The sequence below is a fragment of the Algoriphagus sp. NBT04N3 genome (assembly GCF_019443765.1).
Lineage (GTDB): Bacteria > Bacteroidota > Bacteroidia > Cytophagales > Cyclobacteriaceae > Algoriphagus > Algoriphagus ornithinivorans.
Genome location: NZ_CP048415.1, coordinates 2371502 through 2389618 on the forward strand (window position 1 = coordinate 2371502; position 18117 = coordinate 2389618).

The window sequence follows — 18117 nt, forward strand, 5'->3', positions numbered from 1 at the left end:
TAAAATCTCCTGAGAACTCTTTCTAATTTCAGATTCATCGTTCTCCGAGATTGCCTACTGCTTACTGCCTACTGGGTACTGCCAACTGGCACTGCCTTTTCAGCCTTCTAATTTCATAATTCAGCCTTATAAACCTTTCCTTCTTTCATCACAAAAACCACATTTTTCATGACAGAGATATCCTGATCAGGATTACCTTTCACAGCAATGATATCGGCAATTTTTCCAGTCTCAATCGAGCCTAATTTGTCTTCAATTTTCATAAAAACCGCATTGGTAAGGGTTGCCGATTTCAGAGCTTCCATTGCTGGCATTCCTGCCTCAACCATATAGACAAATTCTCTGTAATTTTCTCCGTGCGGATAAACCCCTGCATCAGATCCGAAAGCGATTTTCACCCCACTTTTATAGGCCTTTCCGAAAGTATCTTGGATCTGAGCTCCAATCCTTCTCGCTTTTTCTGCTACTACTGGAGGATAATATCCCGGAATTTCTGCAAAAGCAGCAGCTGACATTCCTGCCGTAATAGTTGGCACGTACCAAGTTCCTTTTTCCTTCATCAACTTCATGGTTGCTTCAGACATCAAAGTACCATGTTCAATCGAATAAACCCCAGCTTTTACCGCACGCTGCATTCCTTCGTCCCCATGGGCATGAGCTGCCACATGAATTCCAAAGTCTTTAGCCGTTTGCACCACTGCTTCCAGTTCATCCAATTGAAACTGAGGAGCTGAACCGTCCCGCGCAACAGAAAGTACGCCTCCTGTAGCCGTTACTTTAATCACATCTGCTCCGTATTTCACCATTTGCCTTACTGCCTTTCTTGCTTCATAAGGTCCATTAATTACGCCCCAAACCGGTCCCGGATCTTCCATCAAATCCCTTTTCATTCCGTTGGTTGGATCTGCATGTCCTCCTGTCGGTGAAATGGCTTTTCCGGCTGTAAAAATTCTTGGCCCTTTGACTCTACCGGCTGCAATGGCATCCCGTAGGGCTATATTGACTCCAGAACCTCCCAAATCCCGGACAGTAGTGAATCCCGCCATCAAGGTTCTTTCCGCCAAAGGGAGGGACTTAAAAGCGACATCTGCTTCATTATCTCTAAAGCCATCAATATAACGGGTGGGACTGGTCTCTCCTTCTATGTGCACATGCATATCCATCAATCCAGGCAAAACAGTAGCATTTTTCAGATCAATAGCTTGATCCGAACTTCCAGGACTTTGATATCCCTTAGTCACAGAAGTGATTTTTCCATCTTCCACAATGATGGTTTGTTCTGTCAAAACCCTCATTTCTTTCACATCGATCAGCCTTCCAGCATGAATGAAAGTCTTTTGGGCAAATGCATAAGATGAAATCAAACAAGCAATCCCTAGTAAAATTTGTTTTCTCATAAGGTGGGGTATTTTTGGGTATGGGAATATAGCAAATTCGGACTAAATCAGCTCAAATCATCTTCTGGTTTCAACTGGTAGCAATGGTCATGTAATTGAAAGCCAAGCTTCTCATAAAAGGTAATTGCTCCCTCTGCCGCAAATAAAAAAAGTCTAGCATCTGCTGATGTGGATCGAGCCATTTGGATTAATTTTTTGCCAAGCCCCTGCTTTTGGTAGGCTTTTTCTACTGCAAGATCTGCAATAAAGCACCGGTAGGAAAAATCGGAAAGCGCTCTCAAAATCCCTACAAGTTTCCCGGAATCCCTAGCGGTAATTATCAAGTTTGAGCCGATCAGCATTTTTTGAAGTTGGTTTGGTTTATCCATAGGCCTCCTTTCTGCAAGACCTGAACTGTTCAGCACAGCAATAAACTCTTCAAGAGAAACTATATCTTCAATTTGAAATGAAATCATTATTTTACTAAAAATTAAATTAACCGATATGACAGGAGGCGCAGGTTTCAGTAGACAGGCTGCACAATCTTTTAAAGATAATCACGATTTAGGAAGGATTAGACCTCAAGGAAAATTAGAGTTGAAAGCCAGAAGCGGGAAAAATGCTGAAGAGCTTCAATTAAAAGAAGCCATCATTTTTCGAACTCAAAAAAGATCAGAGGCAAAATTGCTGAACAGAAAAATTTGGTTCATCATTGCTTTGATTATACTTATAGGCTTTGGACTAGTTCTGCTTTTCAGTTAGGACAAAACATCCCGAAGATCCTCTCTTTTTCTGAAGGTAGCTTTTGCAAATGGACAAAGTGGAATGACTTTTATGTTTTTGGACCGCACATATTGAACCAGCTCTTCCAGCAACTTTTCTCCTATCCCCTGACCCTTTAGAGATTGATCCACCTCAGTATGCTCAATGATCAATTTCGATTCCCCCGCCATGACATAAACCATTTCTGCAAATCTTTTGGCTGCCTCCTCCATAAAAAAAGAACCTCTCTTTCCATCAAACTGATGTTGAATTTCCATATTAACTTTTTACTCTTACTTGAATGATTGAATTATAAACCTCGTCCTTTGGCTCCCAAAGCTCAATGCTGTGACCATCCGGATCGAGAATATGAACGAATTTACCATACTCAAATTCCTCAATTTCGTCTAAGACCTGTACTCCATTAGCCTTTAATTCCTCCACCAGTTCTTTGAGGTTTTCTACCCGATAGTTGATCATAAAATCCTTTTCCGAAGGCTTAAAATAATCAGTGGAATCGCTCATTGGAGACCACTGAGTAAAACCTTTTTTCTCCGGTTCCTTCGCACTTATCCATTCAAATGTCATCCCATATTGATCTGTTGGCATTCCCAAATGCTTTTCATACCAGGCTTTGGTCTGCTCTGGATTCTTAACCTTGAAAAACAGCCCGCCTATTCCAGTTACTTTTCCTTTCATGATATTTCTATTTGGGTAGAAGTTAGCCAAAATGCGACAGAGCGCCTATTCTTTTACCCGAACAATCAAAAACCAATCTCCTTCTAAAGGGAGGTAACCGTAATCATAACAATAGGTATAAACACTCCCTTTTTTGGTTTCATAGGAGTGAGTGGAATATTTGAACTGAAAACCTTCCCGAACCAACTTCTCCTTAGGCGCTTTCGCAAGATCTTCTCCTTGTGGTATCAATGATTCCAGAATATTTCTGTTCTTCTTTAAAGTATGATTTATCCTTCTCATCAGATTATTGGCGTCTGCATATTGATGGTAATTGTAATTATTCCGGCATTGATCATCGCAGAATTTTTTGTCGACTCGTCCACGAATGGGCTCTCCACAATTGAGACAGGTTTTATTTTCCATAGTTTCTATTAAAAAGCTAATTGAATTTAGAAAATTAGTTTGAAAAAGTCCAAAAAATAAAGGCCGTGTTCAACTTATAAGTGCAACACCTAATTTTTGTTTGAGTTTTTGTATTGGACTAAGGTAATTAAACTTTCTAACGGGTCTGTTATTGATTTTAGCCTCGATTGCTTGTATTTGTTCTGTTGAGATTTCATTGAGGTCAGTTTTTTTAGGTAAGAAAGCTCTAATCAATCCTATTCTGTTTTCGACAGTTCCTTTATCCTGCGAAGTATACGGCCGAGTAAAGTAGGTTGGGATATTGTATTTGTCTCGAATCAAGTGATGGTTTGCAAAAGCCATGTCATTATCAAAGGTGATCGATTTGAAAAAGGAAGGCCCAATCCTTTGGATTCGCTTAGCTAATTTCTGTTCAATAGCATCAGCATTCTTACCGGATAATTTCTCCATAGTGGTAATCAGGGTAGCCCTATCTACCAAGACCAGAAGAGCAGACTGGTGGTTCTTACCCATCATCAGATCGACTTCTATATCGCCTATTCGCTCCCTTAGGGCTACAACAGCAGGTCGTTGTTCAATAGGCACTCTTTCCTTTATGATTCCTCTGGAATCTCTGTAATTGCCTCTTTTTCGCTTTCTTTTCCCATGGCGGAGGCATTTATAAAGCTCCCGATCTCTGGTCAATGACCAATGCTTACTTTTCTTGGCTTTCCAAATCCATTGATAAATGGTTTCATGGGACACGCCCGGGTTTCCATCCAATTCCCATTTGGCAGCAATCAATTCCGGACTCAGTTTTTCCTCCTTGAGCCAAACTCGAGCTTGTTCCTTTAGCTCAGCCTTGAAACGGATATTCTTGGGTTTAAGCTTATGCCGTTCATCGGTTCTGTTTTGAGCGACACGAGCGACATATTCACCCGCATTGCGCCCGCGTAGACCCGTGTTCCGACGAAGCTCCCGACAAATGGTGCTTTTATGAACTCCTAAAGCTCGGGCAATACCGGTCTGAGTCACCCCTTGTTTGATTAAAATTTCGATTTGGTACCTTTGCTCTGGGCTGAGATGATTGAATTTCTGCATGACAACACTAATTTAATTCTTCAGCCTAAGGAAGGAAGCCTAGGCTTCCTTCCTTAAACCTTTAGTGTTGCACTTATTACTTGAATCTGGGAAGCCCCTCTTTTAAAAGGAATCCTCATCGCGACCCGAAAAATGGAGTCGCAATGAGGAAATATTTAGGATTGAGTCAATAACTCATTCAATAAATCGGATAGTATCCAGGTTGAAAGTATTCCAGATAGAAATACCTGACTCAGTTCTCAAAACTAGATATAGATCCCCAATTTCGTCAGTTTGCTTGATAGGTACCTTTATGGAGAAATATCCCTTTTTATCTCCTTGTTTGAGGAGAGCCGAGGATCCAATTAAAGGACCGGCAACGGAGCCTTGTCTCAACTCCAACAAGCCTGTAATTCCAGCAGGATTTACCAATAATTCAATTTGCTTGATCCCCTTTAAATCCAAATCTTCAAAGGCAATCCAAGAATTATTTTTGGTGAATCTCACAAAATTCAGCCCATTGGCATTGGCCTTGGCAGTATGCTCGAAAAGATCAGCTTCCACCGCCTTGACTATAGGATTCCTCAACAAAAGCTGAGCGGCCCCCATCAAAGGTTGTATGCCATTTGCTCCCTGATCAGTGTAGGATGCTTGAATTAAGTAGTAGCCTTCTGGATTGGATTGTTGTTCTATCGCAAATTCACCTTTCAGTGGTAGGCTTACTTTTCCATAAGAAGGATCCTCAAGCCTTAGAATAAAGTCTACCATAGCTTCCACCTGATCAACTGGAAGATGCGTATGGCCCGGCATGGTACGCTCACCCCAGACACCTCCCCCACCATTTCTGATTTTGTTGACGAGGTAGGATTTCGCATCCGTTTGCCCTTTATATTTCGAAGACACATCCCTATAGGTAGGTCCCACGGATTCATTTTCGATTGCGTGGCAAGCTTTGCAACCCGCTTGGGTGATGTAATTCTCTCCCACACTAACCTTCTCTTCCTGATGACCAGCTTGAATCAAATCATAACCACCAGCAATAAAGTCAATAGAAAAATTCACTGCCTCATCGGAGATAGCTCCATCCTCTAAATCCTGCACAGAAACTTGGTAAGTCACTTTTCCAGGGAAATAAAAACTTTGATTTCCATTCCAGTTGATATTCACATTGGGTCTTGCATTTCCCGCTCTAATTTCCACTGAAGCTTGGCTTTGCTCCCCTTCTGTATCGCTCACAGTCAAAGTCGCCAGATAAACTCCTGCTTTTTCATATACATGGATAGGATTTACCTCCTTGGCCTTTGGACTTCCATCTCCGAAATCCCACTCATAACTCAATTGATCTTCCGGATCAAAATCCAAGCTTTGATCCCCTTGGAATTGCACTTTCAAAGGTAATGCTCCGGTAGTATTTGCTGCAGAAGCCTTGGCAACAGGCTTTCTATTTCCAGCTGCAAACTCTATTCTATAGAGACCCGAATCATCATTTTGTGCTCTCCAATAGGTCCCATATTCCAGGACATACAGCGATCCATCTTTCGCAAACTGCATATCTATGGGCTTATCAAAAACCGTGGAAGGCATGAAGCGTTCCATGGTGTCATATTCGTAGTTTTCAGTTAAGGATACTGTGAAAATCCAATTTCGCATCCAGTCGAATATGAATAGCTTTCCATTATAATAGCCTGGAAAACGAACTTCTGACTTGTCAAAATCCTCACGATAATACACCGGTCCTGCCATGGCATTTCTTCCGCCTGTTTCCAGCATAGGAAACTCTATAGACTCATCATAAGGGTACCAAATTAAAGCTGGCTGCGCTGGAGGCAACTTTTCCAATCCCGTATTATTGGGAGATGTATTGACGGGAGCACCTGGATCAAATTCAAATAGGCTTTCCTGGCTTGCAAAATCATATTTCCAATACGGTTTATTATTTCCTACGAAAAATGGCCAGCCATAAAAACCAGGCTTTCTTGCCAAATTGATTTCATCATGTCCTTTTGGTCCCCTTCTCATAGAATCAACTGATGCATCAGGTCCAACCTCCCCCCAAAAAAGATTACCATTATGCTGATCCAAGGATATTCTGTAAGGATTTCTATTACCCATCACATAGATCTCTGGCCGAGTATTGGGAGTTCCGGGAGGAAATAAGTTTCCTTCAGGGATGCTATAAGACCCATCGGCTTCTGGTTTGATCCGGATGATGGCACCTCTTAAGTCGTTGGAATTGCCAGAAGTTTTTTGAGCATCAACATTGGCAGGTCTATCCTGTCGCTCATCGATGGGATTGTAATTATCCGATTCAAAAGGAGTGGTATCATCCCCGGTAGAGAGGAACAAAAGGCCATTGACATCAAACTCTATGGAACCACCGGAATGACAGCATCCTCTGAATACAGGGATTTCCAGCATTATTTTTTCAGAAGCGAGGTCGAGACGATTTTCTTTGAACTCAAAGCGGGAAAGCCGATTCACATCCGGACTGTATTCTTTTGGGGCATAATAGAGATAAATCCAGTTGTTTTGGTTGAAATTAGGATCCTTCGCCAGTCCCAACAAGCCATCTTCATGCTCCAAATAAACATTCAGTTCTCCAACCACGGTAGTTTCTCCGCTTGCGGCTTCGTATAGTTTCAGTTTACCGGCCCTTTCTATAAATAGTACATCCCCATTATCAAAAACCTCTAACTCCATAGGTTCATCCAATTTTTCCACCAGAGGAATTTTGGTGAATCGGCTTTCATCAGGTTTTACTGTAGCAAAAGGGTCTATATCTTTTTCTGCACATGCCCAGAGCGAACTTCCCAAAAGTAAGAGGGCGGCAAGGAATCTAAAATTCATGAAATAGGTCTTTGAGATTTATTGAGCCATTAAGATAAAAAGGACTTGTCAAAAGGCTAGGACCGATGGTGGAAATGAATGGAAACGATTCCGTAAAATCTTACTCACTCATTAACAGTCTATACCTCCAAACCTCTCTAACCTGCTCAATTTCCACTTCGAAAGGAGAATAGATGGGATTGGATGAACAGAGCAGGAGTTTCTGTTCAGATTGAATTCGATTGTAGGCGATTTTAAAGGTCACTCCATCCTGTTCGGTGACGATGACATAGCGCTCTCCATCTTTGATATTCAGCCAATCGTCTATGTATTCACAGATGATCCAGGAACCGTCCGGAATAGGCAGCATGGAGTCCCCGTCAACTTGAAAAACGCGGTGTTTTTTATCTGTTGGCAAAAAGGGCAAAGAAAATCGAGGCAATTCAGAGATAAACTCAGGATCTGCAAAACCAGCTAAGTAACTTGCTTTTGCCCGCTGGGAAACCACCTCTATCAATTCCCGACCATCCGCATCTACTGTGGTAGAAAGAATCCGTAGTTTTCTTCCCCGGAGAAACTGATCTGTTTCTAGCAGTTCGCGGAGCTTGTATTCAGAATAAGAAGACAAATCTTCTTTGATTAGGATATCGAGAGAAACTCCAAAATACTCGGAGATTTTCACCAAAATATCCAAAGGAGGAGTAATGGTGAGTTCGTATCCAGCCAGTTTGGAGCGGGAAATACCTAAAGCTTCAGATAAGGACTCTTGAGTGAGCGCTTTTTTCTTTCGGAGGAATTTGATATTTAAATGGATGAGCATATTTTTCTGAATTTCTAAGAGATAACAATGGGTAAGCTATTTTCAAGATAGCTGCGCAGATATTTTTTAAGATAGCCCTGCGGGCAGATATCCTATCTCGTTGAACAGATTGAAGCATATCTTGGCGAAGCCATATCTTATTTTCTTTAATTCAAGATAGCTGCGCAGATATTTTCATAAGATATTCAAGCCGATAAATGATTACTTTGAAGAGTTTTTATCTTTTGCATCATAAGCTATCTTTATCTGTTGATTCAGTTTCATTTGTAAGCTCTTTGAGATTGAGAAAATCTCTCGGTACTCTTTTTCATCCACAATTTTTCTTTCAAACCCCAAGTCAATCCAATGCTCAACTCCTTCAGAAAGAGACGCACGAGAAATGTAATAGAATCTAACTTTTTCAAGAAAGTGAAAACGAGCATACCCTTCTGCAATGTTCGCACCTACTGAATCTACCGCTTCTAACATTTGGTCTCCCCAAACTTTTCTCATTTGATAGCCTAAGCGGCTATAAATTTTCCAGCCCAAAGCTGATAGCTCCCTTGACAATTTGTAAATAGTCAATTCCTTCAGAGGAATGTATTTTGATTTTTCACTCATGATCAATTCTATTTTAACCTTTCTCGCTGAATAGATTGAAGAATATCTTGGCATTGCCATATCTTATTTTCTGTAATTCAAAATAGCTGCACAGATAATTCTTAAGATAGCCCTGCGGGTAGATACCCTATTTTGTTGAATAGATTAAGCATATCTGGCGAAGCCTATCTTCACCATTAAGTATTGCTACCCAAATATTTTTTTAAAATAGTCCTACGGTAGAACCCTATCTCGCTGAACGAAGTGAAGCATATCTTTTTACACAACGACAATTCCCGCCACTTCCCCTACCAATCATTCCCAAATCTAATAAAAAATGATTAAATTATAAACATTAAAATGTCAATAAAATTAACAAAAAGCAATGGAAGGGAAGCGGAGTATTGCGCATATGGATTTGGATACGTTTTTCGTATCAGTGGAGCGGCTTTTTGACAGTAGGCTCAATGGAAAACCCATCCTAATCGGAGGATCCAGTGACCGGGGAGTGGTGGCTTCCTGCAGCTACGAGGCCAGGAGATTTGGCGTACACTCGGCCATGCCTATGCGGACAGCAAGACAACTCTGTCCCGAGGCCATTATCGTCAAAGGGGATTTTGAAAAATACAGCCAAAAATCCCATGAGGTCACTGAGATTATCAAGGAGTCAGTTCCGCTTTTTGAAAAGTCCTCCATTGATGAGTTTTACATAGATCTGACGGGGATGGACCGCTTTTTCGGTTGCTTCAAACTCGCCCACGAGCTCCGGCAGCGTATCATCAAAGAGAGCGGGCTGAATATTTCTATGGGACTATCGGAAAACAAGACGGTTTCCAAGGTGGCCACCGGCGAAGCCAAGCCCAACAATGAAAAGCAGGTGCCCAATGGAGAGGAAAAACCCTTCCTAGCTCCCCTATCCGTGCGAAAAATCCCCATGATCGGGGAGAAAACCTCCCAAACGCTCTATAATATGGGTGTTAAAAAAGTTCTAACCTTGCAGCAAATGCCCTCCCAATTGCTGGAGGCTACCTTTGGGAAAAACGGCAAAATGATCTGGGAAAAAGCGAATGGTATCGATCGAAATCCGGTAATCCCCTATTCCGAAGCCAAGTCCGTTTCTTCTGAAAATACCTTTGAAGAAGATACCATCGATGTCAAGATGCTGGAAGCCACACTGGTAGCTATGACGGAGCAACTCGCTACGAAACTTCGCCAAAAGGGGCAGCTCACCGCCTGTGTGAGTGTGAAGATTCGCTATTCTGACTTTGAGACGCATACCATGCAGCAGCGGATTCCCTACACTTCAGCAGATCACAGTATCCTGCCCGTGGTGAAGGAGCTATTCAAAAAACTGTATAGCCGTCGTCTCCTCATCCGACTGATCGGGGTGCGGTTTAGCAACCTAGTCTATGGCAACTATCAGATCAAGCTTTTCGAAGACAGTCAGGAACAAATCAACCTCTATCAAGCGCTCGACAAGCTAAATGTGAAGTATGGTGATAAAACCGTCTGCCGAGCCGTGGCTATGGGTGTGGGGAGGAGATGGTTTTATCCCTTCAATGGGATGGAGGTGTGAGGAAGTGAGAAATTTAAAGTGAGAAGTCTGAAAAAAGGTCAACATTTTTGAGATTGGTGGTGGTTTTACTGAGCGTTACATCCCATCTTTTCCATTTATCCTGCGAATCTCGGACTGCCGCATAGGCATGGAGTCTATTTGACGCATCAGGGATTCCATTGGAACTGCCCCAGCACCCTGATTTTTGATTCCACCATCCAGTCCGATCAGCAGCCAGTTTTCTCCAGATTTCAAGTTTTGCAATAGTTTCACAAAGCTTTTTTCGGCCAATTCCTCTTCCAAATTTTTCCATTGGATCTTTCCAGCCGATACATGCACCAAGAGTAATTTTCGCTCTTCCAATTCCTTTTGATGACTTTTTATCCAGGTTTGATCAAAGCCGGGAGAATCAAAAACCACGATAATCCGCTTTTCCCAACGAAAATCATCCAAAGACTTGGGCTGCTGCAAAAAACTCATACAAACTAAACTTAAAAGGATCCAATACATATTTAAACAACTCAAAAACAGCCAATTGGTTTGCATGAATTATTCTTCAGAAACTACTCTTTGGCTTCGCAAAAAATAGAAAGCTTTAAACTTCCGTGACTTTTTCGTGATACTCTTCGGCCAATTTTGACTCAAATCAAAACCAATAAAACCATGAAAAAAGGAATGCTTCTCTTTTACATTGCCTTCTTAGGCTTAGTATCCTGCACAGATGACAATGACCCTGTTGTCATCGACCCTACCCAGCCAACTGGCAGTCTCAATGTACTTCGATCCGGAACTTTTGTAGATCAAAACAATGCAGGATCAACCGGCAATGCAAGTTTAGTCACAGACTCTCAAGGCAAAGAATTCCTGGGATTTAATGAGGCTTTCAATACTGCTTTGGCAACAGGTACCGTGACTGTTTTTCTATCAACTTCCATGGAATTTATGCCTGATCCAGCCAATGGAAATCCCAATCTCTTACCACTGGGACCAGTAAGGATGGCCGGTGAAAATTTCTTTGCCATCCCAGCAGGCATGTCCACCTCCAAGTATACCCATGTCATCCTTTGGTGCGGTTCGGTAGGGGTTCCTTTTGGCTATGCTAATCTGAATTAAGTCATGATGCTCACTCAAAAAGGAAGCTTGGTCCGAATCCTCGGAATCGGATTGAGCTTCTTGCTTTGCTGCAATGCCGGCTTTGCCCAAAGTGGATGGACCAAGGAGAAGAGAGAAGGATTCTACCAGCTAAGCTTCAATCGTTTTAGCTCTTCGGATTATTTCACACTGGGAGGAGAAAAACTCAGTACGAATACCTTCACCCAAAATTCTTTGGTTTTCTATGGAGAATACGGCTTGACCGAACGCTTCTCCTTAATCGCCAACTGGCCCCTTCAAATTTGGAACGGGTTTAATACCACAGAAACCGTTAGCGGTTTGGGCGATCTGAGGTTGGAGTTTAAGCATGCCTTGCTAAAAAAGTACTTGCCTTTAGCCATTTCTGTCGCTCCGGAAATCCCAATTGGTCGTGCTAATAATTTTGCCCAAAGCACTCAAAATGACTTTGAATCCATTAATCTGCCTTCCGGTGATGGAGAATTCAATGTCTGGACAACCCTTTCAACCTCTTTTGCCATACCCAATACACCACTATATGGAAGCATTTTCGGTTCCTACAATTTCCGGACTTCCTATGAGGACGTATCCTTCTCTGATCAAATCGCAATTGGACTCGAAGTGGGCTATCAAATTGCCGGGAAGATTTGGGTCAATGGTCGCCTTCAAGGGCTCAATTCGGTAGATGATGTCTTGGTTGCAACGGATTTTGTTCGGGGAGATGGGACAGAATATACCAGCTATAGTTTTGGTGCATCTGTTCCGGTCTATCAAGATTTTCATCTTTCTCTGAACTACAGAAACTACGCCGACTTCATTTACTCTCGAAGAAACCTCTATTCGGCAGGTACTTTTTCGATTGGAATCTATTATCAAGTCAAACCCAAATCCAATGAATAAAGCAAACATATCCCTTCCTCAATCCAAATTCCCTCAGCTACTGCGATTTAAGAAAGGCGAACAAATTTTGGAACAAGGCCAACTCTTTCAAGGCTATTTTCTGATTAAATCGGGCTTGGTCAAGACTGTCCGCTCCCAAGAACCCGGCAACAGCACTCTCCTTTCCATCAAAGATCAGGGGGAATTCCTAGGTGAATTTTATGAAGAGCGCGCGGAAAAAAGACTCTCCTACTCGGCCTTTGCTATGGAGGACCATACACTAGTGGAGATGATCCAGCTAGAGGAAAATCCCAACCAAAAACTCTTGAGAATCATTCATACTCTTCAAGTAGAAATTCATACTGCAAGACTGCGCTTGGAGCGGATCTTATTCCAAGATGCAGAATTTAGAATCATCTCCGTACTCAAAGATCTTGGGGAGCGATTTGGAGAAAAATATGGAGATGAAACCCTGCTCAAGCTCCCCTTGACCCATGAAGAACTTGCCAAGCTGACGGATACCAGCCGGCAGACTGTTACCACTATCCTCTCAGGCTTGAAAGCCCAAAACAAAATCAATTACAGCCGGGGAAGAATTCTTTTCCGAAACATTCATCAACTCAAAACTCCCAACTCATGAAAACTTTCATTCAATTGCTCGCAATATCATTCCTAACATTTATGCTTTCTTGTTCCTCAGATTCCATGGAGCCTATTATTCCTGACGACTCAAATCAGGTTAGCGAAAATTTTGCGGTCTTGAAAACAGGAACTCTGACTCCTCAAAGTTCTACCAATACCCGCGGAATGGTTCAGTTGGTCCGGGATGAAGACAACAAGTTCTTTATTCGACTATCGGATGATTTTACGACCAAGTTTAGCACTGGAACGGTGACTGTTTATCTTTCTACCAGCCAATCCCTCAACCTCAACAATACTTCCACTTATCAATTGGTATCGATTGTTGGAAAATCTGGAGAGCACTTTTTTTCCCTTCCGGGAATGCCCGATGAAAAATTTACGCATGGGATTATTTGGTGTGGAGCCGCTGGAATCCCATTTGGATTTGCTCCTATGAATTGAAAAAAGTGTGATATCAGCATTTATACAAAAGCCTCTGTTCAAGTTGAACAGAGGCTTTTTAATTTTTGATGAAAAAGCTTTAGGCAGGCAGCACGAATTCAAATTCCGTGTAACTCTCGGAGTCAGATGAAATATGGATTTTAGAACCATGGATTTCCAGAATTTTTCGAACAATAGCCAAACCAAGTCCTGAGCCTTCAATCCCCTTCATGTCCTTGTCTACCTTATAGTATCGATCAAAAATGGACTCCAAATCTTCCTTTGGAATGCCTTCACCGGAGTTTTTTACCCGTATTTTCACTCCTCCTGGTGCGCTACAGGCCTCCAATTCGATGTGACCATGATCCGGTGTGTACTTTACCGCATTATCCAGTAGATTCTGAATTACCCGATCAATCAAATACAAATCAGCCTCCACAACTGGCAAATTCGCACAGATACTAGAACTGATAGAAATGTCTTTGGATTGGGCTAAGAGTTCGTATTTCAAACTGGAATCTACCAGCAATTCCTGGATTTTCAGCTTCTCCTTTTTAACCTGCATCTGTCCAGACTCCAATTTGGAAAGGTCAAATAGATCCGTTACCAGTTTGGTCAATTTATCAACCGAGTTGAGAATTATTTTGTAGTAACTTCGTTTTTCATCCGGGGTCAGCTTTTCATCCCGAATTTGAAGGGTTTCCACATAGCCATTGATAATCGCCAGAGGATTTCGCAGATCATGGGATACATTGGCAATCAATTCCCGACGAAGCGCATCTACATTTTTGAGTTCCTCAATATTATCCAGAATGGTATCTGCCATGGAATTGAAGGTTTTGCCTAGCAATGCCAAATCAGAATTGGAGGTAGACTGGGGCACTCTGGACTGCAAATCTCCTTCTTTGAAAGCTTCCACAGCCACGACTACTTTTCGAAGGTGTCTAGTCCACCAAGCTATCAAAACCAAGCCGATTAATAGCCCTACGATCAAGGTAATGAGGATGGAATTCAGCGTCAACCCTAGCCAATACGAACCTAATAAATCAGAGCTGATGGCATCGAATTTTTCACTTTCCAAAGTGATGTAAACATAGCCTTGGAGTTCCCCATTTTCATAAACCGGCGCCGCGGAAAACACTGATGTCGTTCCGGGATTTCGAGGATCATCTCCCAGCACAAATTCACTGCCTCCTTCAGATATAAACTGTTCCACTGGTGCGATATCAACAGCCTTTAACTTGACCAATTGATCCAACACCACATAGGATAAAATCTCCCCTTTCGGATTCAACAAATACACCTCAATTCCAGGATTGACGGCCATCATGGAATGCATAATCACTACTAAGGCCTCTTCGTTGATTTTACCATCCTGAAAGGGATTGACTTCCTTGATTAAATAAGAAGCAACTTCCGCATTGAGTTTTTGGGTAGTTTCCTGAAAATACCGCTGGGCATTTTTGGTGGTTATCAGAATATAGGAGGCACCAACCAGAAGTAAAACCAGGATAAAGGAAAGCGATAATCTCCAATAAAGACTTTTCATGATTTTCGGGGATTAGAGTTCGTCATTGAAGCGATAACCTACGCCCCAAGTGGTCAAGATGTAGGAAGGATTGTTGGGATCTGATTCGATTTTGGATCGAAGCCGGTTGATATGAGCATTAACTGTATGTTCATATCCACTGAAATCATATCCCCAAATCAATTCCAGCAGCTCCCCTCTTGAGTAGCTTCTTCCGGGATTTTTTGCCATGAGATACAAAAGGTCAAATTCCTTGGGAGTCAATTCTACCCTTTTTTGATCGAATTGTACCTTTCGTTTTTCTACATCGATTTCCAAAAGTCCCTGTGAAATGAGCGTTTTTTCTTTTTTCAATGCTAAAAGCTGGAGCTCCTGTCTTCGAAGAATAGCTTTGACCCGAGCCAAAAATTCCCGGATTTTGAAGGGTTTGGTCAGATAATCATCTGCTCCTGACTCAAGACCCATGACTTTATCTATTTCCTCTGACTTGGCTGTCAGCATCAGAATTGGGGTGAAAATTTCCAAAGCACGGAGTCGCTGACAGATCTGTATTCCATTCATCTCAGGAAGCATCACATCCAAAATTAAGAGGTCGAATTCTCCTTTATTGGCTCTTTCAAATCCCTTTCCACCATGATCAGCTACTTCCACTGCATAGCCCTCATCCTTTAGGTGAAGTTGGAGGAGTTCATTGATGTTCGGGTCATCTTCTACAACAAGTATTTTTTTCATAGATACACTGCTAGGCTGAAAAATAATCCCAAAAGATCACGAAAGTATCACAAGGCTGAAAATTCTTAATCGAGGGAAACTTTCAAAAATTCAATCTTTATTTCAAATCCTATTTTTCACCTACCCCAAAATCATCTCCAAAACCTTCTCCCTATCCAGATCATTGAGCAATTCATGATGAGCGCCTTCCAAAATTTCAATGGTCTTATCATTTAGAACTGATATATCAGTTTAGATAACCTTCGCCACTTCAATAGGTAGCTGATTAAAAGTTTAAATGAGATTGTAATTAATTTATAAGACAAAAAACTAACTGTGACACCAAAATTCATTCAAATGAGGGAAGTCTATTTGAATCAATTATTTATTAGAAATTTAATGACTTCCACTCCATTCAAAGATTTTAGCCTTAACAAATACGTACCCGAACTTAAGCCCTCCATGTCAAGAAATATTTCATTATTTACCTTCTGAAAATCAACTATCTCTTTTACTATTGTTCCTTTACTATCGATAATTTCAATTTTATATAGACCAGGATCAATAGTTTTAAGATAGGAAATATGAACTTTCCCACTACTTGGATTTGGAAATAGGGTTATTTTCCCATTTTTCTCATTACCATCTAAACTTAATAATATATCTACTTTTACTATCGCCATTCCACGGCTTTGGTTTCCGCTAAAATCTGTGACGATCAGTTCCACATTATTAATACCTTGATCTTTGATATCAAAACTGTCTTTTGAAAGAGCATAAGTAGCTATTTCACAATTATCATAAGAGCCATCATTTATATCGTTTGGAGAAATACTGGCCTTCCCATCCTCATTGAGAAAAATATCTAAATTCTTGACTCTTACTATTGGAGATAACCTATCTAGAACATTGACCAATACTTCCGTGCTATCTGAATTCCCGCTAACATCAATAGCTTTGAAAAATATTGGATTTTCACCGAGATCAGTACAATCAAAGTAACTTTTTGAAATAGACAACGCCTTTATTGCAACATTGTCAAATGTTCCGTTATTTACATCACTGGCTGAAATTTGAACTTTCCCACTTTCATCAAGTTCCACTTCAATATTCTTCACCTTCAAAGTAGGTGGAATATCGTCTGTTTTTTTGACCTTAATAAATTGAGTTCGGGAAATTGAATTAGATCCTACTGAATTACTACTCGTCAATGTAACCGAATAAATTCCTTCTTCTTGGTAGCTAACTATTGGATTTTTACTAGTACTAGAACTTGGATCTCCCCCTTCAAAAGTCCAAGCCCAGCTTTCAGGTTCTTGACTTGTTAAATCAAAAAATCTCACTTTTTCATTCGTATAAATTTCCAATTTATCTGCTCCAAAAAAAGCTACAGGACTTAAAAGTGGTTCCGACTTTGTCACTTGATCTATAATCCTTAAAGTCTCATTTTCGCAAACACTACAAAAAGGCCTACCTAAAAATCTCATCAAGCAATTTTGGTGAGGTCGATACCAGCTGGGTGATTCCTGATGAGGGAAAATCCCCACACCATTTTGGTTTAAAAAAGAGCTCCATCGTATTGTTCCAGGATTATTGTTTGTTGTCATATTCGGGGATTCTCTAGCATAAGAATCTCCAACCCAATATTCATCAGAAAGCTTTGAGAAAGTATGGCCCATTTCATGAACCATAATTTGTACGGCATCTGGGTGAGTAGAAAAAGTTGCTATAGCTCCTCCTGCACCTCCGTATCGCTGATCATTGACCATGAGGAGCGCTATATCAAAAAAAGGAATTGTGGAATTAAGTACCGAATATACTTTATTGATCTTGGTTGGAGTTAACAAGCGCTCAATATTGGAAGTATTATAAGAGCTTCCAAAGTAATTATCTATGGGTTCATTGGGACTTGTAGCTGCTCCAGATACATTAGATACAATTTTAACCGCGTAAACATTAAACATCATTTCTTTGGATTTCCACGGTTCAAGTTTAAACATCTCCGAAATATTTCGTGAAGCATCTTCCAAAAATTTATCTTGTTGCTCCAAGGTATAACCGTCACCTAGAATTACCAGATTAATCACTTTTTCTGGTGACCCACTTTGTTTTAGTATTTCTATGGGAAAAACCTGAGAAAAGCATAATGCCTGAATAGAAAAATATATGATTAATGAAATGGAGAGCCACTTTTTCATTGAATTTTAGGTTTATCGAGTTGTAATAAATTCAAATTTCTCCATTCACCTGAGTAAAATTTATCCACACTAACTAGCTCAAAACATTCATCCCACTGAATCCGAACATAAAATTCTTCCTGCTCCACCTCTACTGACTTAGAGGTTAAAATATTTAAAGAATCTCCTGCGGCATATTCATACCTTTTCATTAAAGGGTTAGGGATAATTTTTTGGGCACAAACATTCCCATCTTTCGACAAGAATGAGACTCTTAAATCCTCTTCATTATAATCCAATGGTGTATCCAAGTTACCCCTGAGCCTTCCAACATTGGTCAAGGTATTAATGATTTTCACTGAATCTTTTGAATTAATTCGTAAGGACAAAATTAAGATTTCGGGAGTTGATTCAGAGGGTACTTCCAAAACCTCTTCTTGCTTTCCTTCAGGTAAATTAACCTTGCTTTTGCAGGCCAAAACAGAAAAAATGAATATAAGACTTAACAGTTTACGCATCGGAACAACAATAAGACAAATTAAAACCTAAGTTTAAAATGAAATAGCTGT

General features: G+C 40.9%; 20 protein-coding genes. 6 read left to right on the forward strand and 14 right to left on the reverse strand.

Translation table 11 applies throughout. The features are described from left to right. Window positions 1-113: 113 nt before the first annotated feature. On the reverse strand, window positions 114-1397 hold the full coding sequence (locus GYM62_RS10245; RefSeq protein ID WP_219959340.1) for an amidohydrolase family protein: 1284 nt from the start codon (window positions 1395-1397) through the stop codon (window positions 114-116). Window positions 1398-1444: 47 nt separating this feature from the next. After that, window positions 1445-1852 (reverse strand): GNAT family N-acetyltransferase, encoded by a 408-nt coding sequence (locus GYM62_RS10250; protein WP_219959341.1) that lies wholly within the window; start codon window positions 1850-1852, stop codon window positions 1445-1447. A gap of 28 nt (window positions 1853-1880) precedes the next feature. Here GYM62_RS10250 and GYM62_RS10255 point away from each other — a divergent pair, with 28 nt between their 5' ends. Beyond that, the gene (locus GYM62_RS10255; RefSeq protein ID WP_219959342.1) at window positions 1881-2138 is read left to right on the forward strand and encodes a hypothetical protein; all 258 of its coding nucleotides are present in this window, start codon (window positions 1881-1883) and stop codon (window positions 2136-2138) included. Here the strand turns inward: GYM62_RS10255 and GYM62_RS10260 are convergent. The 7 genes from GYM62_RS10260 to GYM62_RS10290 form a co-directional block, all read right to left on the reverse strand. After that, entirely contained in the window at window positions 2135-2416 is a 282-nt protein-coding gene (locus tag GYM62_RS10260; protein ID WP_219959343.1) for a GNAT family N-acetyltransferase, read from the reverse strand. The genes GYM62_RS10255 and GYM62_RS10260 overlap by 4 nt on opposite strands. Window position 2417: 1 nt before the next feature. After that, window positions 2418-2837, reverse strand: coding sequence for a VOC family protein (locus tag GYM62_RS10265; protein WP_219959344.1), 420 nt, complete (start codon window positions 2835-2837; stop codon window positions 2418-2420). Window positions 2838-2882: 45 nt separating this feature from the next. Next, entirely contained in the window at window positions 2883-3242 is a 360-nt protein-coding gene (locus GYM62_RS10270) for a DUF2116 family Zn-ribbon domain-containing protein (protein WP_219959345.1), read from the reverse strand. 69 nt (window positions 3243-3311) lie between these two features. Then, a complete protein-coding gene (locus GYM62_RS10275) occupies window positions 3312-4322 on the reverse strand; it encodes an IS30 family transposase (protein WP_219956726.1) in 1011 nt (336 codons plus the stop codon). A gap of 174 nt (window positions 4323-4496) precedes the next feature. Beyond that, window positions 4497-7148, reverse strand: coding sequence for a PQQ-dependent sugar dehydrogenase (locus GYM62_RS10280; protein ID WP_219959346.1), 2652 nt, complete (start codon window positions 7146-7148; stop codon window positions 4497-4499). A gap of 100 nt (window positions 7149-7248) precedes the next feature. Further along, window positions 7249-7947, reverse strand: coding sequence for a LexA family transcriptional regulator (locus GYM62_RS10285; RefSeq protein WP_219959347.1), 699 nt, complete (start codon window positions 7945-7947; stop codon window positions 7249-7251). A gap of 201 nt (window positions 7948-8148) precedes the next feature. Beyond that, complete coding sequence (locus GYM62_RS10290; protein ID WP_219959348.1) at window positions 8149-8547, reverse strand: four helix bundle protein; 399 nt, start codon at window positions 8545-8547, stop codon at window positions 8149-8151. A gap of 364 nt (window positions 8548-8911) precedes the next feature. On the opposite strand from GYM62_RS10290, the gene dinB reads away from it, so the two are divergent. After that, window positions 8912-10102 (forward strand): DNA polymerase IV, encoded by a 1191-nt coding sequence (dinB, locus tag GYM62_RS10295; RefSeq protein WP_219959349.1) that lies wholly within the window; start codon window positions 8912-8914, stop codon window positions 10100-10102. 75 nt (window positions 10103-10177) lie between these two features. On the opposite strand, the gene GYM62_RS10300 is transcribed toward dinB, so the two are convergent. Next, window positions 10178-10561 (reverse strand): DUF4174 domain-containing protein, encoded by a 384-nt coding sequence (locus GYM62_RS10300; RefSeq protein WP_219959350.1) that lies wholly within the window; start codon window positions 10559-10561, stop codon window positions 10178-10180. Window positions 10562-10744: 183 nt separating this feature from the next. Here GYM62_RS10300 and GYM62_RS10305 point away from each other — a divergent pair, with 183 nt between their 5' ends. Genes GYM62_RS10305 through GYM62_RS10320 form a run of 4 tightly spaced genes read left to right on the forward strand, consistent with a single transcriptional unit; the run spans window position 10745 to window position 13153 of the window. Then, the gene (locus GYM62_RS10305; RefSeq protein ID WP_219959351.1) at window positions 10745-11194 is read left to right on the forward strand and encodes a DM13 domain-containing protein; all 450 of its coding nucleotides are present in this window, start codon (window positions 10745-10747) and stop codon (window positions 11192-11194) included. Between the two features lie 3 nt (window positions 11195-11197). Further along, window positions 11198-12091: a hypothetical protein gene (locus tag GYM62_RS10310; RefSeq protein ID WP_219959352.1), complete on the forward strand. Its 894-nt coding sequence runs from the start codon at window positions 11198-11200 to the stop codon at window positions 12089-12091. Then, the gene (locus tag GYM62_RS10315; RefSeq protein ID WP_219959353.1) at window positions 12084-12710 is read left to right on the forward strand and encodes a Crp/Fnr family transcriptional regulator; all 627 of its coding nucleotides are present in this window, start codon (window positions 12084-12086) and stop codon (window positions 12708-12710) included. The genes GYM62_RS10310 and GYM62_RS10315 overlap by 8 nt, the downstream gene beginning before the upstream one ends. Continuing rightward, on the forward strand, window positions 12707-13153 hold the full coding sequence (locus GYM62_RS10320; protein WP_219959354.1) for a DM13 domain-containing protein: 447 nt from the start codon (window positions 12707-12709) through the stop codon (window positions 13151-13153). Before GYM62_RS10315 ends, GYM62_RS10320 begins: the two co-directional genes overlap by 4 nt. A 79-nt stretch (window positions 13154-13232) precedes the next feature. Here the strand turns inward: GYM62_RS10320 and GYM62_RS10325 are convergent, their stop codons facing one another. From GYM62_RS10325 to GYM62_RS10340, 4 genes are all read right to left on the reverse strand, one after another. Beyond that, window positions 13233-14681: a HAMP domain-containing sensor histidine kinase gene (locus tag GYM62_RS10325; RefSeq protein WP_219959355.1), complete on the reverse strand. Its 1449-nt coding sequence runs from the start codon at window positions 14679-14681 to the stop codon at window positions 13233-13235. A 12-nt stretch (window positions 14682-14693) separates the two neighbouring features. After that, window positions 14694-15392, reverse strand: a complete 699-nt coding sequence (locus tag GYM62_RS10330; RefSeq protein WP_219959356.1) for a response regulator transcription factor — start codon at window positions 15390-15392, stop codon at window positions 14694-14696. A gap of 356 nt (window positions 15393-15748) precedes the next feature. Next, window positions 15749-17569 (reverse strand): M64 family metallopeptidase, encoded by a 1821-nt coding sequence (locus tag GYM62_RS10335; RefSeq protein ID WP_255590673.1) that lies wholly within the window; start codon window positions 17567-17569, stop codon window positions 15749-15751. Beyond that, entirely contained in the window at window positions 17566-18066 is a 501-nt protein-coding gene (locus GYM62_RS10340) for a hypothetical protein (protein WP_219959358.1), read from the reverse strand. The genes GYM62_RS10335 and GYM62_RS10340 overlap by 4 nt, the downstream gene beginning before the upstream one ends. Window positions 18067-18117: the final 51 nt, after the last annotated feature.